The sequence below is a fragment of the Leptolyngbya sp. AN02str genome (genome assembly GCF_050565595.1).
Lineage (GTDB): Bacteria > Cyanobacteriota > Cyanobacteriia > Elainellales > Elainellaceae > Kaiparowitsia.
The window spans coordinates 72,455-97,961 of sequence record NZ_JBNXVR010000011.1; the positions used below are offsets into that span (position 1 = coordinate 72,455).

A 25,507-nucleotide genomic window follows, 5' to 3' on the forward strand; every position below is an offset into this window, starting at 1 on the left:
AACGGCAGGTCAACGAACCGTAGCTCCAATCACGGCCTTGTACACTAGGCGTCCTCTTCGGTCTCATCCTCATCTTGAGGATAGTAGAACCCTTTCGAGCGACCTGTTAATACTGATTTGCCTAGAGAAAGCGCACGCTGAGCTTGCAGAGCAGCTTTGCGCTTCCAGGTTGCCTTGCGCTGATCGCGCTTACCATTCGAGGTTTTCTTCTTAGGAACAGCCATGACCGTTAACTGCTAAAAATCGTCACAACCTTTCAATTCTAGTCCATCTCACCTCAAACTCAGCACTAATTTTTTATCTTGGCCTAGGACTTACGCACGTCATCTGAAAAATCAAGGGGGTTAAATTGATGTTTGGAGCGCTTAGAGATCCAAACATCATTCAATTGCGTAAGCCCTGTTGGCCCTTTGCGACAACTGCGATCTATACATATCTAGACCACCACCCATCTATACTCTGATAGCCATATCTGATATCCATCCTCTGATGTTCATCATGGGGGCAAAACGAGGGGTGGTTTCACGGGAATGAGAACGAACTAAGATCCAGTTTGCAGAGTTGGTTCAGGGTTTCGATTCGGTTCAGGAGCTGCAATTTGAGGTCGGTTTTCTTCCATTAAAGGGCGAGCTGCCTCAAAGTAAGTCGCCCAGGCTTGGGGGTTGGGCAGGCGTGTCCAATCCTGCCGAGAAACCCGCAGTGACAGGACCGGAATGGCTGCTCCAGCATTGTCGCCTTGCACGATGACAACCACACTGCCGACATTGCCATAGGTGCGAAATGCAATATCAGCCGCAAGTTTGGCTGATTGCTCAGCCCGACGAATAAATTCGGGATAACTTTCAAAAGATGCCCAGGTGATGGGCACGCTGACTTCTAGCGTTCGTTCGGTGCGATCGCGCTCGATGGAGCGATCCGCATCCATTTGCTGGATGGTGCGAAAGGTGCGGCGAGGAGGAGCCTCTGGAGCCACCGCAGGCGCTGCTTCCAGTGAGCGAAAGGTGCGACGAGGGGGAGTTTGCGCCAGGGTGGATGTGCCGAGCAGTCCGCTAAAGACTCCGGCCAGGGCCATACAGCTGAAGGCAAGTTTCATCGTCATAGCAAATACCAAGATGAGTGGTTCACTGGTCAAACCCATTGCCGAGTGAATCAGAGAATTGGGTTAGGCTGTTTTTTAGCCTTGGAGATTGAGCCAGCCTTGGGATTGAGCCATCTATAAGCCACGCTCTATAAACCAAGCTCTATGAGCCACAATTTGGTGTTTGGCTATAGGCGAAGGGCATCAAAGCAGGGGTTAGGGCTTGCGGTAGCTTCAGTCCGGCTAAGCTTTGACCAATGGGTCTCAGTTAAAATACTGAGCTTTTGTCCAAGAGCTCGATAATACACCAGCTGCTAAGCCACGAATGCCTTCAATCAGAAAATTTTTAAGAGATTTTTACTTTTTGGGGCAAGACATGATCCAAAGTTGCGAGAGTTGGCTAAAACATTACCAGTAGCTCAAGTTGTTATGGATGCTTGATGGTTGTGGGTTTGCTAATGTCCATGCATACCATTCGGTTCAAGCTCTGCATGATGGTTTAGGTGCAAATCTTGAGTGGATGTGAGATTCATCTAGGGTCAGTTTGGGAATTCTAAAGGATGTGCCCGATTGATTCGGTTCGCTTTTGCGCTGTTGTTACTGTGCTGCGTTGGATAGGACGTTTGTATGAAAAACTATTGGGCGATCGCCGTTGGCATTAATCAATATCAGCGATTTCAGCCGTTATTCTATGCTGAGCGCGATGCCCAACTGATCCAGCAATTTTTGGTGCAGGAGGCTGGGTTTCCGGCGGGGCAGGTGCATGTATTGGGAGACTCTTCGCCTAATGGAAAGGCGGATGCTGCGTATCCCAGCAGGCTCAACATTTTGGAAAGCCTGACTGATCTGTGCCAGAATCGGCTGCAGCCCGATGATGTGTTGTGGGTGTTTTTTAGCGGCTATGGCGCACAGCTCCAGGGCAAAGATTATTTGTTGCCGATTGATGCCGACCCAGCGCGAATTAACGAAACAGGCATTTCGATAGAAGCCGTGATGGGCATTTTGCAGGCCGCACCGACGCGACAAGTGCTGCTGCTGCTGGATATGAACCGCAGCCAAGGGTTGCTGGCAAGCGAGGGAGCAGGACGACAAACCCTGGCGATCGCCCGCGACTTTGGGATTTCGACGGTGCTGTCTTGCCAGCCCGATCAGTTTTCGCACGAAACGATTGTGCTGCGGCAGGGATTGTTTACCGAAGCATTAGTAGAAGGAGTCCGGCACCATGGCTGCCTAACGCTAGAGCAACTGCTGCTGTTTTTGCGCGATCGCTTGCCTCAGCTTAGCGAACACCACTGCCGCCCAGCCCAGAATCCCGTTGGGTTTGTGCCGGATGAATTGCGCTATCAGCTGATTGTGCCGGGTAAGGCGAACCAGCCTGGTGTGGCGCAACAACCCAGCGAATTTGAAGGGAATGCAGGGGGGACTCATACCACCGTGGGTCAGGCAGCGTTCAATGCATCAGAAGGTCACGAGCCAAGCAGCAATGGCTTACCCGTGCCGCCGCCCCTACCCGACTCGGCATCACAATCCAACACGTCCTCGACTTCACAGGCGTCTGTGGGGCATAATCAGCCACCACCACCTGACACGATTAGCCCCAGTGATGAGCGCACTTGGCGGCGCATGTTGCAGTGGGGCGGTTCGGCCCTGGCAGCATTGTTGCTGTTTGTGCTGGCTCGCAATATTGGGACGGTGATGCAGCCACCGGAACCTCAGGCAACGCCCAGCCCCACGACTGAACCCAGTCCGGCCGTAGAGCCGGTCTCTCCTGAGGCAACCGCTCCGACTCCAGTTCCAGAAACGACGGCTCCGGCTCCGACTCCAGCCCCTGAAGCGGTGAGTGAGCCTGCTGTTCCAGCCCCAAGCCCAACTCCTGATGGATTGGCACCTGTTGGCCAGCAGCCAGCAGCAGAAGGGGAGTTCTACGGAACGGTGACGCCGACATCGGCGCAAATTTCTGCGGCACAACCGATATCGACCATTGCGCCAGTTGGCAATGAAACCCAGTGGTTGCAGGGTGCACGATCGCTCGTGGCATCGGTTCAAGTGGAGCCGGGAGCGTCGGTCTCGCGCATTAGCGAGGCAATTCGGATGGCTAAGCAGATTCCATCTGACCATCCCCTCTATGCCGAGGCTCAGCAAGACGTGAACCGCTGGAGCCAAATGATTTTGAACATTGCAGAGTTACGGTCGGTACAGCCTAATGGGGGCAATGCGTTAATTGCCGCCGAAAACTTTGCCAATGCCATTGCTGCGGCTCAACTTGTTCCTGCGGAGCAGGCTGAATTGCGATCGCTTGCGGATGCCTCAGTGACTAAGTGGAGCAAGCAGATGGTAGACCTGGCTACGCTGCAAGCCTACTGGGGAGATTTGTCATTGGCGGTGAATGTAGCCAAATTGATCCCTAGCAACACTCCCAGCCGCGCCGAGGCCGAGCAGTCTATCGCATCGTGGCAGGCCCAAATCGAGCAGCAGCGGATTGCGGCTCAACAGGCCGATGCCTATTACACCGAACCGAGCTACGAAAACACCTACTAAAACCTCCGAAGTGCCCATTTTTGCGTGCGCAATGCGCACGCAAAAATGGGCACTTCGGCTTATCTATAACTCACGTTACTAAACGTTCGTTTTGGTGAGGGGCTTTTGAAAGAGGTTGCGCACTGCGCAACCTCTTTCAAAAGCCCTTTTTTGTGTGCGCTCAGGTGGGAAGCCACGTTTGCACGGTGCGCCCTACAATTTCTTTGCCGAGCCAGGGGGTGTTGTAGGACAGGGATGCGATCGCTTGAGGAGTGACGGTCCAGGTTTGGGCTGGGTCAAATAACGTTAGCTCTGCGGCTTGCCCGGCGGCAAGGTTGGGATAGGGTTGCCCCAAGCACTGAGCCGGATTGGTACTGAGCGATCGCCACAAAGCCAGCGCCGAACATGCCCCCGTTTCCACCAGCGATCGCCATAGCAACGGCAATGCCAACTCTAGCCCAATCATCCCTGGAGGCGATTCGGCAAAGGCAACGGTCTTTTCCTCGTAGGTGTAGGGCGCGTGGTCAATGGCGATCGCATCAATTACCCCAGAGGCAACAGCCTGCACCAGTGCCGCCTGATCGGCTGGTGTGCCTAACGGAGGCTCAATGTGCAAATTGGGATCATAGCTTTGCAGCGATAGGGTGTTCAGCAACACATGCATCCAGGTTGTGCTGGCCGTTACGGGCAATCCCTTTGCTTTGGCCTGCGCGACTAACTCTACACCCCGCGCCGTGGACAAGCGCATGAAATGAACCGGAGTGCCAATCATTTCCACACACTCCAGCACTGCTGCGAGTGCGGCCGTTTCGGCGATCGCTGGAATGCCCGGTAATCCCACCCGCAACGAATCATGCCCTTCCCGCATCACTCCGTTGCCGTGCAGTTCTGTATTGCAACACCACAGCGCCAGTGGCTTGTTGAGCGATTGGGTGTACTCCATCACCCGCCGCAAAAGTAACAAATTTTGCAACGGCTGGCTATCGGCAAAGCCCACCACTTGGGCCTCTGCCAATTCGGCTAGTTCGGTCATTTGTTGCCCCTTGCCGCCCAGCGTGAGCGCGCCCCACAGATTCACCTGCGGGGTCGCAGTCGGTAAGTGCGATCGCACCCATTCCACACTAGAGGGATTATCCAGGGCGGGATCGGTATCGGGCAGTAGGGAAATTCGGGTAAAGCCCCCCGCGATCGCCGCTGCCGATAAACTAGCCAACGTTTCGCGCGATTCGTATCCCGGTTCGCCGCTGTGGCTATACATATCCACCAGCCCTGGCCCCAGCACTAAGCTACGACCATCCTGTACCGTCACCGAGTCCGGTTCATCGACTGAAATGTGATCGTCAACTGCGCGAATGTGACCATCTTCCAGCCAAACGTCGCATGGGCGATCGCTGTTTGAAATTGGGTCTAGCAAACGAACCTGGCGCAGAAGGATGGAAGACATAGGTCAGAAATTGAGAAATAAAGATAGAGCTAGGAATAAGAGTTACCAAAGCGATGATAGGCCTCGGCCAAAGCAGCCGGAGTGCCAATATCTAAAAATTCACCCTGAGGGAAGGGATGGGCCTGCACCTTCAGCCCATGGGCGATCGCTGCTTGAAAAACGTGGCCCAAATACAGTTCGGGAAGATTGGGATTGACCTCGCGGGGAGGGCGATCGCGCTGCAAAAAGTCATGCATGAACCGGGTAAATGCTGGAGTCCACACTGCCAAAATCCAACTTTCCCGCAAATCCGATTGGGGCGGCTTGATCAAAATTTGGGAAATGTGCCCGCTCACCTGATCCCACGCAACTAGATCAGACCGTTGAGCTTGCTCCGCACTTCGCACCGGAAACAAACCCAACACCACATCGGCACCTGTTGTTTCTTGCCGTTGGCGCAATTGCACAAACGCATCGCTGGGTTGCAGCAAAATGTCGGGAAACCCCAACATGACGTTGGCCTCTTTGACAAAGGCGTAGACCTGATCCAGCGTGTAGGGAGAACCATAGGGAACCGTGATCACCGAGTAGGCGATATCCAACCCCATGCCCTGGCCCGCCTGGTAGTAAGCGGGAATATCCCATTTTCCAGGCTTCAGGATGAAGAAGGCTTTGGTTGCTCCAGCGCGCTGGTAGTGCTCTAGCAAATATTGTGACACTACTTTTGGACGCTGCTTTCCGTCGGGGGTTGAATGAAACCCAATCGGCAACAGCTCCTTGCTACAGGGCAACGGCTGCAATCGAGTTGCTGACCCACCCGCTGGAATCACACCAATCCATTCACCCGCCATGCCTTGGCTCACACTCCGCATCTTTAACTATGGGCAAAGTGCGATCGCCTAACTGCATAGCGCTATCCTTTGCCTTTGGCCCACAACTTTGGTGCACCCAGTGAAGCAGGATTCTGAGCAGTATTGAGTGGAATCCCATCCAACGTCCTACCCGACTTATAGCGCCCCAGCCGCCGTGCGATCCAACACTCCCGAACCCAAGTGACTGGTGATGTTGATGGCTTGCACCAAAGGCCGACCCCCAGCCCCTTGTGGGTAGTCAATCACACTGACGGCACCATTGCCCTGCTTAAACGCCCAGAATTTGCTGGGATCTGCATTGACCAAGTGACACAAAATCGCTTTGTTCACAGCATCGTGGGCAACCACCAGAATGGTGATGGGCTGACCATCGGCTGAGGCCACGATCGCATCCCAGGCTGCGATGGTTCGCTCCCATACATCCTGAAGGTTCTCGCCTTCGGGCATTTGCACCGTCTCAGGAGCGACCTTCCACTGCTGAAGCTCAGTTGCGTAATCGACTTCAATTTCTGCCTCTAGCTTGCCTTCCCACAAACCGTGACTAATCTCTTTCAGCCGATCTTCTTCCTCCAACACCACGTTGGGGTGAGCCGCCAAAATCAGTTCTGCCGTTTCTTTGGGACGCAGCATGGGGCTAGTGACTGCTCGGTCGATGGGAATTGACTTGAGGAAAAAGGATGCTTTTTCACCTTGGGTGCGGCCTTGCTCATTCAAGGGTACGTCGATTTGACCTTGAAAGCGCTTGTCTCGATTCCAGTTGGTTTCGCCATGGCGCACCAGCAGAAGTCGTGGCCCTTTGTGCCCACTCCGCACGGGGGGAACGGGCATGTCTAGATGAGCAGTTAGATTCATGGATTCCATCTGCACGACATCGCCCAGTCCCCCGGCAAAGTTGAGGATGCTAATGCCGCAGTTGGTTTGGTGGAAACGGGGGTAGTTCTCTGCATCCAGCCCGATCGCTGTTTGAATCAAGGCTCGATTAATGCCGCTGTGGCCCACGAGCAACACGGTTTCGCCGTTGTGCTGCGCTAGCACCTCATTCCACAGTTGCCGCGCCTGCTCATAGAGCGATCGCACTGGGTAAAACTGCTCTGGCCCATTGGGGGTTTCGCGGGTCATGACCAAATCGTGAGGGCGATCGCGCCAGAGGGCATATCCTTCGGGAAAGCGCTGCTCTACCTCGTCAAACAGCAACCCTTCCCACTCTGAGAGGTTAATCTCTTTGAGCAAATCGGTGTAGGCGACCGCAGGCGCATCGCTCAACTGAGCCGTAATCAGCTCTGCCGTTTCTCTGGCTCGCTTGAGCGGACTGCTATACACCGCGCTAAAGGAGAGCCCTTGCAGCGCCAGCCCCGTTTTGCGCGCCCCCTCGCGCCCCTCATCCGTCAGCAGTGAATCATCAAAATGACCCTGCACCCGACGCTGAACATTGAAGCCACTAATTCCATGACGAACCAAAATGACGCGAGTAGCCAGAGCCGTATCCTCCCAACCTGCAAAACACCAGCATTTTACCCGACTGGGGTATCCCAGTGCGATAATGCCAGGAAGATACTTGCTTTGGAGTCTTGGCCCGAAAGCACATGACCTTGAAACGACTCGTTCTTAGCGCTTTAACCCTGATAGTGGTGGTACTGGTTGGGAGTTCGCTGCTGGGCAGCTTGGGCCAACCGCAAATTACCAATCGCTTACAGTTGTATCAAACCAACTTGCTCCTCTCTGCAACGGAATATGAGGGTGACGGTTCTGACCAGTCTGCCCAACTCCGCAAAGTGTTGCTGGGAGACGACCCGCTGAAAGCAGCCCTGACGCAGTATGAGGAGGTGCGAGAAACTGCGGAATCGGATTTGGGCAACATGGTTTCGCGGCTAGAAGCGCTCCCTCAAAATTCGACTGAAGTTGGTGCTTCTGAGAATCCAGCACCTCGGGCTCAGCTTGGGCAGATCGTTCAACAGCAGCGATCGCTCTTGCAACAGTTAGATCTCAACATTGGCTTGATTCAGGCAGAGCGGGGAGAAGTGGAAGCTGCTCGCACCCACTGGCGATCGCTCATCGACACAACCGAGGCTAGTTCTAGTGCTACCTCGAAGGCGATCGCGCCGACTGCGCAAACCTTGCTTGGCCTATGGGAATCCCCTCCTCGCATCGTGCCCGATGCTGAACCAACCCTGCAAAACAATTTGGATGGCTGGTTTCGGGTTGTAGCGCTCACTCGGCTGTATACCTTGCAGCAACGTCCCGATGCCCTTGCAACTCTGCAAGCAGCCCAACAGCAGCAAGCAGAATCCACGCTGTTAAAACTGGGTATTGTGGGAACGGTACCCACATTGGCTGGCATTGCTGGCGTTGGCCTCATCATTTTCTTAATTGCCCAGCGGCTCACTCAAGGCAAACAGGCCGTCTTATCCATGCAAGGGGCTGCCCCTTGGGAAACCGCATGGGATTGGGAAATTATTTGGCAGGTCTTGATTGTTGGCTTTTTCTTTGTCGGGCAAATTGCCGTGCCTTTGTTGCTGGGTGGCTTTAGCAGCTTGTTTACTGGATTTGGCACCCGTGCCCGCGCCCTCTATTCCATGACCTATTACCTGCTAATGGCGGGGACGGGGTTACTGGTTCTGTATTTATCCATCAAGCAGCATTTTCCCCTCAGCAAAGACTGGTTTCAGTTCAAGTTCAATCGCAAATGGATTCTGTGGGGCTTTGGCGGATACTTGGTCGCGTTGCCTCTAATGGTGCTGGTATCGCTAGTTAATCAACAGATTTGGCAAGGTCAAGGCGGCAGCAATCCACTTTTGCAAATTGTGCTGGAGGAGGGAGACCCGATTGCGTTAGGCATTTTCTTGTTTACGGCAGCGGTTGCGGCTCCTGTTTTTGAAGAAATTTTATTTCGCGGATTTTTACTACCTTCGCTCACGCGGTATGTACCTGTGAGTGGCGCGATCGCCCTCAGCAGTTTGTTATTTGCGATCGCCCACCTCAGTTTTTCTGAAGTGCTACCCCTGGCAACCCTGGGGGCTGTTCTTGGGTTTGTTTATAGCAAATCGCGCAACCTGCTTGCCCCCATGCTGCTTCATAGTTTGTGGAACAGCATCACAATGGTGGGCCTGTTCATTTTGGGCAGCGGAGCCAAATAGCACAGCCCAAAGACGTAACTCCACTGCGCAATCCCTAACTCCAATAAACGTCGAAGCTGGCAACACGGTTGCCAGCTTCGACGATTTAGAAGACCCCCTCATTAGCATTCGCACCCTGCAGCAAATGCTGATGAGGCAACTATCAAACCTCCGCTTCCAATCGCTCTACTATCAAGTTGTGATGCCATGCTGACGTGCGATCGCAGAAACTCCTCTGAATAAGCCAGCCAGTAAACCAACTGGGTTACAGCAAAAAGGGGTGTTCAGCCACGCTGAACACCCCTTTTTGCTTTACTTTGATGCCCTGAACATCAATGTCATGAATTAAGCTTGGTCGCGCTTGGCTGCTTTGCGAGCTTGCTTCATGCGGTAGCCCATACCGGCGGCTGCCACCGTGCCCAAAATGGTGAAGGGCTCGGGAACAGGTTGCCCGGCAGGAGGAGGTGTGGGAGTTGTGTCTTGGCTGAGCACAAAGATCGAGGCGTGAGACAGATCCTTACCCGACTTGCCATTGCCAGCCAGCGACACCCCAATCGTGTCGAAGAAGCCGCTAGTCACATTGCTGACGTTGTCGAAGTAGTAGGCACTGTAAGCATTGCCAGCTTTCAAGCTCAGAACAAAAGAGCCTGTAATTTGCTGACCACCCAGCAGGCTCCAGCCACCCGTGCTGGACTTACCAGCGCTGAAACCACCGTCATCCGACTTGCCTAGCAAGCTCCAAGTGCCACCACCTGTGCTGAACAGGCCATTGTTGAGATCGTTCAGCAGAGTGCCCTGGGCTCCGGTATCATTGCCGCTAAAGGAACCTGCACAAGCGGATGCAAAAATGCCGCCCGACAACGATACGTCGGTTGTTTTGCACAGTGTTCCAACAGAGGTTTCTAGTTCAGAGCCACTCTTGGTTTCTTGAGCAGGGCCACCCTTGTTCTCATTAGCAGGATTGGCTTCCTCCTTAGCAGGATTGTTTTTCTCCTGCTTACTGTCCTCTTTCTTTTCTTGGACGGGATTATCCTTCTTTTCTTGACCAGGATTGACAGGCTTTTTGGCGTAAGCGTCCATGCCAGTCATGGTGATCATTGCAGTAGCAATTACAGCAGTTTTGGCCAAAGTCCCTACCCAAGTGTTGCGATGGGCGCTCATTGCGTTCTCCTAGTGACGAATCGTGTTGGTTTGCAGTTTTTCACTGTGTCCCAACATTAACAAGACAGGAGAAAACTGTAATCTGAGATACCACCATTTTTATCGTCTGTTTATTCATAGGCTTTGAATAAAGGAATTTGCTTTATTTGTATTTTGCTGCGAGGGCAAAATCAAGCCGCTAAGGTAGATATATCAAGGCTTTTGGGTCATGTCTGATTGCGTCAACTGTCTTGAATCGCTCTGTTTGCTAGATCCGTAAATCTGCGGCCGAGCAAGGCATCCCGTTGCAGAGGAACTTTATTCAAGAGCCCGATTTTGCTGTCTTTGTCAGCCAAAACTGTAAAAACTATGACTCAACGAATACTCATTCTGGGAGGCCGAGGCCGCATTGGAGCAAGCGTAGCGCAGGATTTGCTGCACTATACTGATGCAACTGTGGTAATTACGAGTCGGCAGCCCGTTGCCTCTTGGGTTTTGTACTCAGAGCGAGTTACCCCTCTACAGCTTGATATTGCTGATCAGGCTGCACTGAAGACGGCGATCGCCTCATCCGATTTAGTAATTCACTGTGCTGGCCCATTTTTTTATCAAGAACCTGTCGTTTTAGAGACGTGCATCCAGCTTGGGGTTACCTATGTGGATGTGAGCGACACGGTTCCATTTGTGCGACGTGCCCAAGCGCTGCATGAGGTCGCCGTTGAGCGCCAAGTAACTGCAGTGCTAAGTACGGGGGTGTTTCCTGGAATTTCCAATAGCTTAGCAAAGTTATGTTTAGAGTCGCTGGACGATCGCGATGAGCTGCATCTTAGCTACATCGTGGGAGGCTCTGGTGGTGCAGGCATTGGCGTATTGCGCACGACTTTTTTGGGATTGATGCATCCATTTAAGGCATTGATCAACGGCGAATGGGTGACAGTGAAGCCCTATAGCGATCGCGAGGCCATCGACTTTCCTCCTCCCTTTCATCGAGGCTACGTGTATTGGTACGAGGTTCCCGAAACGGTGAGCCTGGCTGAATTGTTTCCGATCAAAACGGTCATCACCAAGTTCGGCTCTGTTCCTGATCTGTATAATCGCCTCACGTGGATAACGGCCCATGTGTTTCCTAAGGCATGGCTGCACAATCCCAACTTTCGAGAGGCAATGGCCCACATTAGCTACCGCATGACTCGGGTGAGCGATCGCTTCGGCGGTATTGATATTGCAATTCGCGTACAGGTCACCGGAACGAAGGATGGTAAGCCTTGCAAAGTGCTGTCTACTATCGTGCATCCCAATACGGCGATCGCGGCTGGTTTGGGAACCGGGAGCGTTGCCCAACTCATCCTTTCTGGCCATCTTCAAAAACCCGGCGTTTGGTCTGTTGAGCACGTTCTACCCACTGAACAATTCCTGCAAACGATGGATAGCCGGGAAATTTCAATAAATCTTACTGTTCAGTAGGCAACAGGTGCTATACTGTATAGCTGTTCGCCGGTGTAGCTCAGTGGTAGAGCACTCGATTCGTAATCGAGCGGTCGCGGGTTCAAATCCCGCCATCGGCTTTAAGAAGAAAATCCTTATAAAACAATGATTTCAAAGGCTTTGGGCTATTCGGATATGGCTTTCAGGGTCTTGTTTCATAGTACAAACTTTCTATAAGTTGGTCATTTTGAGACCATACAAGCCAGTTTTTTGGGGTAAATTTGGGGTAAAGAAATTCCTCTTACCCCAAAAATCGTTATGACCTCCTCCAACTCCTCACCCCCTGGAAAACAGCGACGGAGCAAAGGCACCGTTCAGATTAAGGTCTCCAATAGTCGCCTTCAGCTTGTCTTTAGCTGGCAAGGACAACGGTACTATCTGAGCATTGGACTGCCCGACACCCCACTCAACCGAAAAGGTGCCGAGCGGGTCGCACGGCAAATTGAACTTGACTTCGTATCGGGAAACTTTGACCCGTCCCTAGACAAATATCGGCCTCAATCTGTTCTTCGGGTTCAAGAGCCAGACATTACCCCAAAAGTTACCCCAAAACTGAAAGCCCTGTGGGAACAGTACATGGATTACAAATCTCCCCATGTTTCCCCAAAAACGATAAATGGAACTTATGAGCCTGTCGTTGCTCATCTCAAACGGTGCAAGACAGATGGTCTCCAAGACCCCTTGAAGTTTCGGATGGAACTGCTCCAAGTCACAACCGAGTCACAAGCACGTCGTACATTGATGCAACTGTCTGCTGCTTGTAAGTGGGGGACTAAACATTCCCTTATTGATACAAATCCCTTTGATGGGATGTATAAGGATCTCACCCCGTCTAAACCAGCACCGCCTATAGCATTCTCTATTGAGGAGCGCGATCGCATCATCAAAGCTTTTGAGAACGATACCCGACCCGGAATCAATTATCGGCATTATGCTCCCTTCGTGAAATTCCTGTTCTGGACAGGGTGTCGCCCGTGTGAAGCGATCGGCTTACGGTGGGGAAATGTCTCACCCGATTGTAGCCGAGTCCACTTTTGCGAAAGTATCGTTGAGGTGTCAGGAAGACTTGAGCGACGGTATGAGGACAAGACTGCGGTGAAGCGATGGTTTAGCTGTCCTCCACGACTCAAAGAGTTGTTACAAAAGATCAGACCTGAAAATTTCGGGCCTGATGACTTGGTTTTTCCGTCCCCTACAGGAAAAGCAATGGTCGAAAGCAACTTCTCTGATCGAGCATGGTCAAAGATTCTTGAAAAAGTAGGGCTTGCTAGTAAAGATGGCATCAAAATGACCCCTTACAACTGTCGGGACACCTTTATCACCCTTCAAGCAACACAGGGTAATTCTTCGACAACGATCGCCCGGTGGGTTGGCAATTCTAGCAAGGTGATTGAAGAGCGGTATCTTGACAGAATGAAGCTGGATCATCTGAGACCCACCGATGTGTAGATGTAGATATAGCTGTGTAAGTTACCCGACATGTGTCGGGTAACTTTTTTAGAAACAAATCTCCTCAAATGCCAGACGAGAGGAGAAGAAGGTTCTTTAGTAGTTACTAAAGTTTGCATCAAAACCTCAAAGCATCTCTTAAGAATTACCAGATCTTAGGAGATGTGATGAGGAAACTTGATATGGCTTTAGAATTAAAACCTCTACCAAGTCGTTATGCGTTTTCGGGAGAATCAGTGGTTGTCGTAGTCGATGACAACTCGATTACTATTCCTAGCCCTGATAATGAATTGCATAAACAGCGACAGCAGAATTGGCCGTCAGAATTGCGGTCGCGTCTAGTGCAGTACCGAATAACTAGTTATGAAATAGGACGATATGTCAGAGTGTTACAGGAGAAACTACCAGAAGAGATCGTTTCAAAGGCGATGGCCAAAACCTTTAAGGCGATTAGAACTGTTCAGCTAGAGGTTGAGAGATACGGAAAAGAGCAACTAAGTCAAGTAAGTCCTAAGCAGCTTCGTTTCCTTGTTTTGGAGGAAATAAGCATTTCTTCTCCTCATTACCTGTATGTGGAGAATGAGCGGCTAACTGAACTCAAGATCATAGCTGTGATGTTGGAGTTTGTCGGCATGTGGGGTGACCGCGTAACTTGCCAGCTTGAATCCGTAGACTAGAGGTTTAAGACTTAAAGCAGCCAGTGGTTGAAGGAAAGCTCAACCACTTTTTTTACATAATCTGTACTAAGCTTACAGAAAGTATCAGACTAAGTCTTTGCTGATATAGATAATGCTGAGCCTCAACTGCCTGATTGCTACTCAAGTAGTTGCTCTAATGCAGTTAGGAGATCTTCTAATTGTGCTCGTCGTTTAGTACAGCTCCACACATCATCAGTCTTTTTCACCGTACTAAGGACTTTTGTGAGTCTTCTCTGCAAAGAATTAACTTGAGGCTTAGCTTCTACCTTTGTTTCTTGTATTCGTGTCTTAATATCTTCAACTGATAGCCGATTCTCAATAGCATCATTAAGAATTAAATTTTGTTGCTCCTGATCTTTAACCCGCCTAATCTCATTGGCATGACGGACATCAATTCTGCCCGATCTGACGGCATTAAGAAGGGTTTCTGGAGCACTTAGCAGGGGCAATTCAAATCGCATAAAGTGACTGAAGCGAATTCCAAGAATTTCAAATACTCGGTCAACAATTACCCGAGCTTCATTACCCGACTCGTGTCGGGTAACTTTGCCCTTGTTCTCATTTTCGAGCCGATATAAAACTGACTTGGCTTCAGAGACAGAGCATCCTAATTTGAATGCTAATTCTTGCAAGACTGCATCGACCCTATCCACTACATTCAGATCTTGCCGCTGTACATTTTCAAGCAATGCTAATTCCCAAGCTTGCTCATCAGTCAGGTTCCGAATAACAACTGGTACTTTTTCAAGGTTAGCTAGCTTTGCGGCTCTATACCGCCGTTCACCAGCCACAAGGCTATATCGCTCATTAGCGATCGGTCTAACAATCAACGGTTCCAGGATGCCATGTTCTTGAATCGAGACTGCTAATTTCTCTAGCGCTGCCTCATCAAAATATCGTCTAGGTTGTTTTTCTGGTAAAGCGATCGCTGACCAAGGAATCTGTCGTGCTAGTTCTTGGTCACCAACGGTTCCCTCCGGATTGTTTGTTTGAACAACTGAGAGAGACTTTTCTGGCTGGGATTTCAGTCCTTTTAGCCCCTCGAATGCACTCTTTTTACGTTGTACTCCTGCCACCCCATCTCCTGCTTAATCTCTTGTCCTAGTGCTTGATAGCTTAACCATGCTTTCTGAGCGATCGCTCCACCAAAATCTTGTACCAATGCTCCATGATCAGGTGCTTCCTCAAACACGGCTAGCTGTTGAATTTCTGTTTCAAAGACTGGAATCTTCTCTTGGTATAAAAATTCTCGTGCTGTCATTCGCTTCGTATGTTTATCTGTTCGCTTAGGTGGACGCACCATTGTAAGCAACACCTTATACGGAGCTTGTAGCTGCTCTAATGTCCGCACAGTTTGTAATAAAGCGTGCAAGTCCAAAAAAGATGGCCTAGAGGGTAAAACGAGGAGATCGCAGTTTTCTGCCAAAACTTGAATATCTTCTGGCTCAGGATGTGCTTTCGTATCAACAATTACGTAGTCGTATTGTTGCTCTTGTAAGTGAGTCTGGACAATAGAGGAATCAATCGTCTTAAAGGGAAAAGATTCTCTGTTTGCCCAAGTCAATGCTGAATCATTTGGATCTCCATCTACTAGCAAGGTAGAACCCAAAGTTTGGAAATAAGCCGCAAGATGTACTGCTGTTGTGGTTTTTCCAATTCCGCCCTTACGACCTGTAATTGTTATAACCACGACCTCTCCTCACATAAAGCCTGTTTCATTTCCTGTTTTATGGCTGCTTCTCCTTATGAATGCAAGGGATAATTCTGGAAGGACGTAATGCCCATCCGGGAACTTTCGAGCGCCATCTTTATGAATCAGCATAGAGAGGTAGCCAATCTTAGGTGCAAGAAGGGCAAGGGGCAATCTGGTTAGCCTCCAAAATGACGAGCTAACAAACATGAAATATCTTAATAAAAGGCTGATAAGTAGTTATTTAGCCATAGGGAACTTTCGAGTTCTTAAAACTTGAATCCGGGAACTTTCAAGGTCAGTTTAAAGGTATTTCCGGGAACTTTTGAGCGAAATTATATAGGATTTCCGGGAACTTTCGAGTTCTAATCCGGGAACTTTTAAGGTCAAAATCGGGAACTTTTAAGGTTAAAAACGGGAACTTTCGAGTTCCAATTCGGGAACTTTCGAGGCCAAAAAATCAAATAACTCATTGATATCTGTATCGAAGTAGGCTAAAGACTCTTATGACTATTAAGACTATATAAGACTACGTAAGACTAGGATGGTTCGTTCTCTTTTATATTTTTAATCTATGTTTTAAGACCTAACTATGGCTCCAGCGAAACCACCTGTCTCCGTCGCAAAGAGCGTCCCCTTTGAAATCATTCGAGCAGAAACTACTCTCTCCAAATACCCAATTCACAATTTGGTTAAAGGCAAGCCAACAACGATCGACATTCGGACAGTGGATCGACAGGGAAGGAGTATTCGATGGGAGGTTTCCGCTAACCAAAAGTACGGTTTACCTGGTCAGCTTGCTTATAAACTCGACACGCTTGTTATTAACCGTCAAATAGAAGAATCTGGACAACCTATTCCAGAGATCATCTCACTCGGTAGTCTACGGCAAATCTGTCAAGCTCTAGGCTTGACCGACTCTGGTAAAAACAAGAAGAACATTACCCATGCACTCCAGCAGAATGCTTTGACTGGTATTACTGCCTGGTTGCGGTACAAAGGTAAGGACAAGGTTGAACACGAATTGAAAGCCACTTTTACTCGCTACAACGTTATCTTTACAGGTCAACAAATGCCTAATGGGCACAGTGCAGACGGTGTTTATCTCATCCTAAGCCAGACATATCGGGAAGTTCTTGCTCAATCTCCTACACGCCCCTTGGACTATGAGTACCTCAAAGCATTGACTCCGACTGCTCAACGGTTCTACGAGATCATCAGCTATCAGATCTTTGCAGCCTTGAAATACAACCACTCTCATGCTCGTCTACGATATTCAGACTACTGCCTTTACTCAGCTCAGACTCGATATGAGGATTTGAGTGCCGCTAGAAAGCAGATGTACAAGGTGCATCAACCTCATTTGAAGTCTGGCTATCTTGCACAAGTTGAGTTTGAGGGAGGTTTTGACCAGGAGGGGAAACCAGATTGGATAATGTCTTATCAGCCAGGACCTAAAGCTAAAGCCGAGTATGAGATTTTTACCCGTAAACGGAAGTCCAGAAATGAATTCTACAGCCAACCCGTTATTGATTCTTCTACGTTAGAGGCTGAGTTAATGGATGAGGAAGTTCCTGAGGAAGAGAACCTTTTCCAGCAAAGCCTTGCCTGGGATTTAGTGAATGACGTACTCAATAAAATGCGTCGAGTGCCTTAAACATCTATTCTGAACCGTTCTAAAGCTTGTGGTAGCGATTTCTGATCTGCTCTTGGCAAAAACCATAGGCCATCCCAACTCTCCTACAGGGGCGTTCTCCAAGCCTCTGAAGCAATTGCCTTAAGACACAAGCAATTCTGGCTAAGAGATGTTCATGCTCTACAACGTCTTCGGCTCACTCTGAAAAATGTTCCACAGTCATTTCAGAGTGATTTTACTCTGGACTGTTTTTGAAAAAAGATGAATTATTACAGTTGTCTGGCTAGATATCGATAGTCGCATACTCGTGGAACATTAGAAAACTTTTTCCCATTGGGGGATTGTGTGGAGGATCGTGAATTTCTGAAACGACAAGTTCTCAATCTTCGTCTTGCAGGAGTTACCACTCCAGAGATCTGTAGAAACCTCAGTTTAGATCTTGATACTGTTCTTGCGTGGCTCATTAACGAACAACTTGTTCATACAGTAGCCCTCTTAGATCCTGAAGAACCCGTAAGGGGTAGCCACAAAAAATATAATTGGGTTCATCTGAGTACGATCATGTCACGACTGAGTGAGCCAGCATCCCGTTATGGTTACTCTGGAGATCTTTGGACACCGTGCCGTTTGATCTCTCAGTTCAATTTGCCACGAGGTACTGTTTACCGATGGATTGAGAAGACAGACCTCACATTTACCAATCGGCTCCGTTCTCAGTTTTTGAATAAGGGGCAGTATCAGCGGTGGATCACTACTATCCTTCCTAAGATCGCTGCGTTGGTGGAGCGTCGTAAAGCATTGCTGTATTTGCTTGATGAATTGAGACCAGAGGATTGCCCGAATGCCCACATAATTTGGGAATCAGCCCAAGATTGCGAAGAGTCAGAGGCAGGAGACCCTGTTTTTATTTGCGGTATTAGCTCTACAGGACGTATTGCTGGGCAACTGCATTGGTGTCGTAAGCGAGTAGCCTCTGGGCAGGTACTCCAAGTCTTACAGGGATTTCTCAGTATTCACTCTCAACGGGAGGTTGTCATTTTAGCTCGAATGAAAAGTACGTATCGAACTCGGTCTATCCAGGATTTTTTGGAACAGCAGCCAAACTTACGGCTTGTTACCTTTTAACCAGAGCGGCATTGTGGTTGCCGCGAAGTAAATGGCGTTTGGCTTCCATCGGGTTAAAGGTAATGGGTTGTAGTCCGGCTACCTTACGGCGTTGATTCACGTAGTGAAGTAAATGCTGTTTCTGCCGAACAACGCCAGGAAAGTTGTAGTAGGGGAGGGAGGCGATCGCCTCTTCAACGACTGATTGAGGTTGAAATATTAAATCCTCCATGTGCCGCTCAATCCTTCTCCAAACCCTGCTCGTGACTTGTACTGAAACTGTAGATCCCTTGAAACCAATTGAGTAACCCTGGAAATGAAGGGGAGCATCTTTCATGTCATAGCTATGCAATCGGGCAAATGCTTCATGAGTGCCCTCAGTAGCAAGTAATACAAAGGAGTGTCTAAATCGTAGATACTGTACCCGTGCCTTACCTTGCCGTTTCATCCGCATCCGAGCCGTTCGGCAAGAGGTAACGTGGTAGGCAGATCGAATTTTTTGGTCGATCGCGGCTGGGTCTTTGTCTAGAGGTATGTCTCTTAACACGTACCGGGTATATCCAAATCTAGCGTAGTCGATCGCAATTCGACGTAAGAAGTCACCCAGTGATTGGGCTTCCCACTGTGCCATAACCCTCCATCCAGAAATAGCGACTGGTTGATAGGCTCAACCAGTCAAAAGCCATAACAGCAAGCCACCCAGTTGCAGACAGCCGTCTGCGAGCATACGGGCAGCGGTAGCAGTCCAGTTGCCGCCGACCACTTTCCAATAAGCTGCAACTTTAGTTGTCGTTTCAGGCAGTTATAACCCTTGAGGAAACGATGTCTTATTGGTGTCAGCAAGAACGCTGCGATCGATAAATGCTGTCTTTTGGATTGTTAGTGAACTGTCTTTTGAGTTTGTTTCGTCATACGAACTCCGTTTCGTAGAGTACCTGTGACGGCTGTGGTGGTTTACGAATGCCCCCTGTTTCAGGGACACTCGTAAACCCACGACAAAACGTCAGACTACATGATCAATGTGAGTTCCGTCAGTGCTTTCGTTGTTGGTTGTCTATATCGGTTACCAGCCGATACCCAAATGTCCATTGGACTGCCCAGCCCGCTGTACACGGCTTCAAAAAAGCCCTTCTACTTGCACCACGCTCCCAGACTCCCGCGTTTGACACCTGATCTGTACCTGACCAGGCACCGGATTACCATTTCCGGCAGCGAGAGTCCTTCCCCGATTATTCACAACAGTTGGTAGAGAAAGTCTTGTCACTAGTTGATTGCTATCAACAGAACATGCATACCGAGGGGTATTCCCCTTTTCATTCCAGATTTCAGGAAGCAGAAAGCAGAAGCTCTTCCTTACTAATATGCAGTCTCTTCGTCGTTGGGCACAACTCTTTCTCTCCTCACCAGCAAGCGGTTTCCCGCCTTTCATCGTTGAGCTTTTCATGTTGGCCTTATTGAGACCATACCCGGAGATGTCATACTCCGGTCGCCACGGTCACCCGTGTACGAACTCCCGACGCTGGCAGAGGTTACACGCCTTAGAAACTCCGTAGGCTATGTCCCCTCTGATGGATTTTCACCATTTCTGTTGTGACGGCCTGTTCCCTGAAGTCAGGGAGCAGGTCTGTCTCGGTCGCCCCCTTTCAGGGATTAGCGTTAACTTTATGGAATAGAAGCACAGGATTACTCTTTAACAGTCACCTCTCTTTGAGATGTCTTGTATAAAGGATTACTCCGTACAGCCTTCCTCGTGCTGGGCGAGCGACTCTCATCGCACCCAGCGCTACGGATAACAGCACGATGCTTTCAGGTAAATCGAAAGCTCTCCTTAGCCAGAATGGTAAGTTCTGGTTTACCGGAGTGTGCCGTCACACGATCAAGTAGCTATTCCGTTCGCCATGTTGGGCGATTCAGAAACACAGCCATTAAGGTTGGAAGATAGCGAAAAGAAATAGTAAATTAAAGCAAATTTTCAGCGCAGTAATTGGTGAGTAACAGGCAAGGAGATTCGTATGGTGCGATCGCACCAACAGTGAAAAGAAAAGCAGGGACAAACCCGCAAGAAAGAAAGACAGCTCACAGGGATGTCCCCGCGAACCTCTAAGTAACAACCAAAGGAAACGTATCAACATCATTAAAAGCACACAAGAGAATCACATAATGACTCCATAAAAAATGAGCTTTCAACCTACAGGTGAAAAGCTCATTGTTAAGTTTATTAATAATACGAGGGGAGCAAGCCCCACTCAGGGGCTGATGTTCTGTTAATGATGAAATCAACAAGACTGAATCACATAGGCATCCTCGAACCAGATCGCTCGAAAGCGATCGCCTGCAATCTGCCCAAGTGACGCATGGATCTGAACCTGTCTTTGGGTTACCCAATCCTGAAGCTGTTGGTCATCACCCATCATGAGTTTTGTAGCAACTTCAGCGAGAGCCACAGTTGGACTGGTTACGACTATCCAGAATTGTTTTTCTCCATCATAGGGTTGCAAGGATTCACGAGGCACCATATCTATTTGTCCCTCAAAGTAAGCTGTATTAATTTTGTTCATAATTGATCTCTCATAAAAGCCAGAGTACCAACGAGGTACTCTGGTTTGTTTGTTAGAAGTGTTCAGTTCATCTCAGTACCGTTTCGGTCATATGAGGCGAACGGGAAAAGGCTAAGGGAGGTCGTTAACCTAAACCCTTAACCTTCTAAAATGAGCTAGCGCAAGAGCGTCAGCACTTTTTCGATCACCTCTGTTCCCATTCTTTCGTTAGACGGAATAAATACCCTGCGTCGCCACGAGATGATCTCCGTGAAACACCCTGCTGCTTTGAGCTGATCGCAGAGTGCATCAGAGACCGTTCCTGTTAACTCCAGGCGAAGTTCACTCATCACCGTTGATGACCGCAATGACAGCCCTCCAGGGAGAGGAAAGCTTTGCCTTTGGGACATCACAACGTGGAAGATTTCAGAAGCAGAGAGATCGACTTGATGTAGCCCTAACGAAGCTGCGATGTGCTGCATCTTCTCTGGCTCAATCACTCGTCCAAGGAGTTGTTCTCCTGTATCCGTTTGGAGACGAAATACCCGTAGGTTCTCCGAATCCAAGGAATTCCAGATCGGCAGGAGTAATCCGCAGATGAGGAAGAACCGCTTTGTTGAAAAAGTAGGGGCTTCTGCCACCTCCTTTTCCCAGAAATGTTGCCATTCTTCCTGAGGAACCGATTGCCATGAGCTATGGGTTAGCTCTGCTTGTGTGAGCTTGCTTCTTCCAGTTGGTCGCACCAATGCCACCCGTGGGACGACTGCTCCAGCTTCATCAACAGTTGATGAGGTAGGAATAACCACCGCTGCACGGACTGACCGGGTGTTAAAAACCAAACGCCCTTGATGCTCCATGAAGAGCTGCAATGCTGCTGACGCAGACAGAACCTCCGTTGTCTGAGTTTCTTCAACCTCGACACAGATGGTCTCTGCACCGGATGCGTGGGTATAGACCGCGTTACGGTTTAAGACCTCGAACTTCTCAGCCCTGAGGGTTTCTACCCCAAGCTCAAACGTTCCAGATGCGATCGCGGCCTCAATCCTGGTTTCAAGCAACAGCTCAAATACCTCGAACAAGTCGTTCTGAAGCTGAATGGGCAATGCCAGTAGCCGATTGAGAAACTGCTGAATGTTTGGCAGGTTTTCCCTAAACTGGCCTTCATCAGTCTTCAGGGCTAACCCCGTTGAGGCTTCAAAGCGAGCCAATGAACAGCACTTCACCTGCCCTGAATAAAGGAGCATAAAGAGGTGCTGGAGGGCTGCTGCTGCGTAGATCGACTCCAAATTATCCTTTGGATCAAAGAGTCCTTGACCTCCGGTTTGTCGTTGACCTCGCGTGAGTGCCCCTAATGCATCGAGTCGTCGAGCAATGGTTGAGATAAACCGCCGCTCTCCGCGCACATCCGTAACAACAGGTCGAAAGATGGGAGCGATCGCCTGGTTTGTCCGGTGACTCCGGCCTAACCCTTGAATCGCGTTATCCGCTCTCCAACCTGCTTCCAGCAAGTAATGCACCCGTCGCCTTGTATTGCGGCAGTTCAGATCTGCATGATACGAACGTCCTGTGCCACCCGCATCACTGAAGATGAGCACCTGTTTTTCGTCACCCATGAAAGCAAGGGCTTCATCCAAGTTGGCTGAGCCTGGGCGATTACTCACAAAGAGCCGTCCAGTTTCTCGCTCACAAAGAATGCGTTGCGATCGGCCTGTCACTTCTGCCACACGATCATGACCAAAGTGATGAATCAACTGATCCAATGCTCCTGGTAAAGGAGGCAGGCTTGCTAAGCGTTCAATGAGTGCATCTCGCTGGGCTACCGCCTCGCGAGACAAAACCGGATTCCCGTCAGCATCAACAATCGGACGAGACAAGATCTGTCCTTCCTCCGTGGTGTACTCCTCATAGAGATGTACCGGAAAGGCATGAACTAGATAGCTCATGACGTTCTCACGGGGAGTGATGTCGATGTTTAGATCGTTCCATTCCTCTGTCGGTATCTCTGCTAAACGTCGCTTCATCAGCTCTTCGTTCGTGGAGACAACCTGGATGACCACTGCCATACCTGCTTCCAGATCCGATTCAATTGCTCGAATCAGGATGGGGCATTTGATCGACGTGATCAGATGATTGAAAAACCGTTGCTTGTGTGATTCAAACGCAGATTTCGCAGCCATCTTTGCAGCTCGATTGCGCGTGCTACCATCACGACCGACAATGTTGCAGATTTGGAGGGCTAGTTCCAGGTGATTGTGGATGACGATAAACGCATCCGCGTAGGCATCGTAGATGGCAATCTGCTCAGCCGTCAGCGGAACGTCTAAAGCTTCATACTCCACCCCTTCAAAGCTGATGTTACGGGCAAAGTAAAGCCCTAAGGCTTTCAGATCCCGACAAACCACTTCCATTGCAGCAACACCACCAGACTCGATCGCGGAGATAAACTCTGATCGGCTCGCAAAGGGAAAATCCCCTGTTTGCCAGAGTCCTAACCGTGACGCATAGGCCAGATTGCTCACTTTCGTTGCACCCGTGGCAGAGACATAAAGTACCCGTGCCCCTGGTAGTGCATGTTGTAAGCGCAGACCCGCTAAGCCTTGTTGGGAAGCTTGCTTGAGTCCACGACCCCCTAACTCTGCGATCGCATTACCCATCGCGTGAGCTTCATCAAAAGCGATCACCCCCTCAAAATCAGACCCAAGCCAATCAATGATTTGCTCTAGCCGTGACTTTTTACCCTGCCGACTGGTGCCGCGCAGCGTAGCGTAGGTTGTGAACAGAATGCCTTGAGCGAGAGAAATGTCGGTTCCTAAATTGAACTGTGACAGCGAGTAAACGTGGGCTTCATCGCCACCTAAAGCAGACCAATCTCGCCGAGCGTCTTCGATCAGTTTGTCTGACTTTGACACCCACAGTGCTTTGGTTCGCCCCTGCATCCAGTTGTCCAAAATAACACCAGCAACTTGGCGACCTTTGCCTGACCCCGTACCGTCTCCCAGAAACCATCCTCTGCGGAATCGCACCGCGTCGGGATCGTCGCTGCTACAAACTTCAACCGAATCAAACGATTGATCAACCTTGTAGGCTCCACTCAAAAATTGCGTATGAGCCTCACCCGCGTAGACTACACTTTCCAGTTGCGCCTCTGATAACAGCTCCTCAATTACCTGTTTAGGTAGCCGAGGACGGTAGGTTGGTGCAGGTGGACGCACTGATGCCAGAGCAACGGACTCACACAACGTCGTTGGATGAGGTTTTGCCCCTTGAATCGCAATGCGTTGAGGATGATAAACCTCATAGAGCGTCGCTTCCAAGGATTTCTTCTCAGTCACCTCAATGAGGTTGTACTGGAGTTCAGTAACCTCATCCCAGATTGAGATAGGGGTTGCCGCAGGGGACTCCGAGAGTGGTGTTTCCGGCTCAGGCAATGCTTCCGTAACCGACGCAGACTCCTCAATTGGGCGAGTGCTTCGTTTCAGGCAGATATCAAGTTCTGGAACAGAGATCACTTCTGAGTCAGAGACCTCATTCACTGGCTGAACTTCACCTCGTGGGGGAAGCGACTTCAGCAAGTAAGCAACCTTAGCCATCTCTAGCGATCGCACTTTGGTTGGGTGCTGATTCACAGGCAGGATTATCCATTCCGTGCCGATGTCCAGGGTGATAGATTCTCCCTCAGGTGCTTGCTTATCAATGATCGTCAATCGAGTTTCGATCGAAGTGCCATGCTTGGCATAGACCTCACCCGACAGCACAACTGTTGCTCGCACACACACCTGATCTTCCAGTCCAGCAAAAGCTGATTGCCAGAATGAGGAAGTAGGAGAGAACCAATGTCCGGTAATCAGTACCATACGTCCCCCTGGTATGAGCCGAAGGAACGCTGAGCGCACATGCTTCCCTGTAGCCTGAGGATTCCGCCTGTCCTGTTTCGGAGAAGCCGAAAAGGGAGGGTTCATCAGTACAACCGACGGGCGGATTGTCTCAGGTAGAAAGTCATGAATCTGTTCCGCATTAAACGGGTAGATTGGACTTTTAGGAAACAGGAGCTCAAGAAGCTGCCGTCTGCGATCGCTTAATTCATTGAGAACGACTTCAGATCCCCGTAATGAGCAGAACCGAGCCAGAATGCCAGTCCCGGCTGATGGTTCTAACACAAGATCTTCTGCACGAATTCGCGCACAGTGCGAGGCAACATACGCTAATTGCAGCGGCGTTGAAAACTGCTGCATTGCGATCGCCTCTTCACTGCGACGAGTATGTGTGAGACCTAAACTCTCCAAACGAGCAAACTGCTGAAGTACAGTCATAGCTGGGAGATTCCTCAGGTGCTCAATGTAATACGGCAACATGAACACCAGCGAAACTTCCTGGGCTTCGTAAGCATCCTTCCACTGCCATTTCCCTTCCGCATCTGAACCACCAAACTCCTTTTGCATCAGAATTTTGGCTTGATTGTTTGGTAGTTTTTGATGTTTCCAAAAGATACGCGCCATCTGCCGCGCAACCTCTAGGACTTTAACCTCATAAGCGACTTCAACAGGTTCGATATCTGCGAGAGTCAACTGCGTTACATCTTCCATAACCGTTTCCTCTGTGTAGGACGAAAGGCTGGAGAACCTGAGGATCCCTTGCCTTTTCCTGTTCGCCTCTACCCATGACCTGGTTGTGGAGATGTCAGTATTAACTTGATCACAGTCTTGAGTTATGTCATTTTTCATATCGATTTCCATAAAAATGGGGATTTAACCAATTGGTTAAATCC

General features: G+C 49.8%; 18 protein-coding genes and 1 tRNA gene. 8 read left to right on the forward strand and 11 right to left on the reverse strand.

From position 1 onward, the window contains the following. Positions 1-44 precede the first annotated feature (44 nt). Entirely contained in the window at positions 45-224 is a 180-nt protein-coding gene (locus ACQ4M4_RS10675) for a 50S ribosomal protein L32 (RefSeq protein ID WP_430684486.1), read from the reverse strand. A gap of 317 nt (positions 225-541) precedes the next feature. Further along, positions 542-1,099, reverse strand: coding sequence for a hypothetical protein (locus ACQ4M4_RS10680; protein ID WP_430684487.1), 558 nt, complete (start codon positions 1,097-1,099; stop codon positions 542-544). Positions 1,100-1,705: 606 nt separating this feature from the next. Between ACQ4M4_RS10680 and ACQ4M4_RS10685 the strand changes: the two genes are divergently transcribed. After that, a complete protein-coding gene (locus tag ACQ4M4_RS10685; protein WP_430684488.1) occupies positions 1,706-3,616 on the forward strand; it encodes a caspase family protein in 1,911 nt (636 codons plus the stop codon). Between the two features lie 160 nt (positions 3,617-3,776). Here the strand turns inward: ACQ4M4_RS10685 and ACQ4M4_RS10690 are convergent, their stop codons facing one another. From ACQ4M4_RS10690 to ACQ4M4_RS10700, 3 genes are all read right to left on the reverse strand, one after another. Beyond that, on the reverse strand, positions 3,777-5,039 hold the full coding sequence (locus ACQ4M4_RS10690; protein ID WP_430684489.1) for a dihydroorotase: 1,263 nt from the start codon (positions 5,037-5,039) through the stop codon (positions 3,777-3,779). A 29-nt stretch (positions 5,040-5,068) separates the two neighbouring features. Beyond that, a complete protein-coding gene (locus ACQ4M4_RS10695) occupies positions 5,069-5,890 on the reverse strand; it encodes a nucleotidyltransferase family protein (RefSeq protein ID WP_430684490.1) in 822 nt (273 codons plus the stop codon). Positions 5,891-6,025: 135 nt separating this feature from the next. Then, positions 6,026-7,348, reverse strand: a complete 1,323-nt coding sequence (locus ACQ4M4_RS10700) for a histidine phosphatase family protein (protein WP_430684491.1) — start codon at positions 7,346-7,348, stop codon at positions 6,026-6,028. Between the two features lie 125 nt (positions 7,349-7,473). On the opposite strand from ACQ4M4_RS10700, the gene ACQ4M4_RS10705 reads away from it, so the two are divergent. Beyond that, entirely contained in the window at positions 7,474-9,024 is a 1,551-nt protein-coding gene (locus ACQ4M4_RS10705) for a CPBP family intramembrane glutamic endopeptidase (RefSeq protein WP_430684492.1), read from the forward strand. A gap of 324 nt (positions 9,025-9,348) precedes the next feature. On the opposite strand, the gene ACQ4M4_RS10710 is transcribed toward ACQ4M4_RS10705, so the two are convergent. Next, positions 9,349-10,164 carry a PEP-CTERM sorting domain-containing protein gene (locus ACQ4M4_RS10710; RefSeq protein ID WP_430684493.1) on the reverse strand — a complete coding sequence of 272 codons (816 nt, stop codon included), beginning with the start codon at positions 10,162-10,164 and terminating at the stop codon, positions 9,349-9,351. Positions 10,165-10,512: 348 nt separating this feature from the next. On the opposite strand from ACQ4M4_RS10710, the gene ACQ4M4_RS10715 reads away from it, so the two are divergent. The 4 genes from ACQ4M4_RS10715 (at position 10,513) to ACQ4M4_RS10730 (ending at position 13,754) form a co-directional block, all read left to right on the forward strand. Beyond that, positions 10,513-11,607, forward strand: coding sequence for a saccharopine dehydrogenase family protein (locus tag ACQ4M4_RS10715; RefSeq protein WP_430684494.1), 1,095 nt, complete (start codon positions 10,513-10,515; stop codon positions 11,605-11,607). Between the two features lie 29 nt (positions 11,608-11,636). Further along, positions 11,637-11,708 (forward strand) — tRNA-Thr (locus tag ACQ4M4_RS10720). Between the two features lie 178 nt (positions 11,709-11,886). Continuing rightward, entirely contained in the window at positions 11,887-13,077 is a 1,191-nt protein-coding gene (locus tag ACQ4M4_RS10725; protein WP_430684495.1) for an Arm DNA-binding domain-containing protein, read from the forward strand. Between the two features lie 182 nt (positions 13,078-13,259). Continuing rightward, entirely contained in the window at positions 13,260-13,754 is a 495-nt protein-coding gene (locus tag ACQ4M4_RS10730) for a hypothetical protein (protein ID WP_430684497.1), read from the forward strand. Between the two features lie 137 nt (positions 13,755-13,891). Here the strand turns inward: ACQ4M4_RS10730 and ACQ4M4_RS10735 are convergent, their stop codons facing one another. Together ACQ4M4_RS10735 and ACQ4M4_RS10740 are read right to left on the reverse strand one after the other, a co-directional pair. Then, the gene (locus ACQ4M4_RS10735) at positions 13,892-14,851 is read right to left on the reverse strand and encodes a ParB/RepB/Spo0J family partition protein (RefSeq protein WP_430684498.1); all 960 of its coding nucleotides are present in this window, start codon (positions 14,849-14,851) and stop codon (positions 13,892-13,894) included. Beyond that, on the reverse strand, positions 14,809-15,465 hold the full coding sequence (locus ACQ4M4_RS10740; protein WP_430684499.1) for a ParA family protein: 657 nt from the start codon (positions 15,463-15,465) through the stop codon (positions 14,809-14,811). The genes ACQ4M4_RS10735 and ACQ4M4_RS10740 overlap by 43 nt, the downstream gene beginning before the upstream one ends. 592 nt (positions 15,466-16,057) lie before the next feature. Here ACQ4M4_RS10740 and ACQ4M4_RS10745 point away from each other — a divergent pair. Then, on the forward strand, positions 16,058-17,122 hold the full coding sequence (locus ACQ4M4_RS10745) for a hypothetical protein (protein WP_430684501.1): 1,065 nt from the start codon (positions 16,058-16,060) through the stop codon (positions 17,120-17,122). A 540-nt stretch (positions 17,123-17,662) separates the two neighbouring features. After that, complete coding sequence (locus ACQ4M4_RS10750; protein WP_430684502.1) at positions 17,663-18,226, forward strand: hypothetical protein; 564 nt, start codon at positions 17,663-17,665, stop codon at positions 18,224-18,226. Here ACQ4M4_RS10750 and ACQ4M4_RS10755 read toward each other — a convergent pair. From ACQ4M4_RS10755 to ACQ4M4_RS10765, 3 genes are all read right to left on the reverse strand, one after another. Continuing rightward, positions 18,216-18,437: a hypothetical protein gene (locus tag ACQ4M4_RS10755; RefSeq protein WP_430684503.1), complete on the reverse strand. Its 222-nt coding sequence runs from the start codon at positions 18,435-18,437 to the stop codon at positions 18,216-18,218. The two genes, ACQ4M4_RS10750 and ACQ4M4_RS10755, sit on opposite strands and share 11 nt — an antisense overlap. A gap of 2,044 nt (positions 18,438-20,481) precedes the next feature. Continuing rightward, positions 20,482-20,763, reverse strand: coding sequence for a hypothetical protein (locus ACQ4M4_RS10760; RefSeq protein ID WP_430684504.1), 282 nt, complete (start codon positions 20,761-20,763; stop codon positions 20,482-20,484). Between the two features lie 155 nt (positions 20,764-20,918). Continuing rightward, positions 20,919-25,325 (reverse strand): strawberry notch-like NTP hydrolase domain-containing protein, encoded by a 4,407-nt coding sequence (locus ACQ4M4_RS10765; RefSeq protein WP_430684505.1) that lies wholly within the window; start codon positions 25,323-25,325, stop codon positions 20,919-20,921. Positions 25,326-25,507 lie beyond the last annotated feature (182 nt).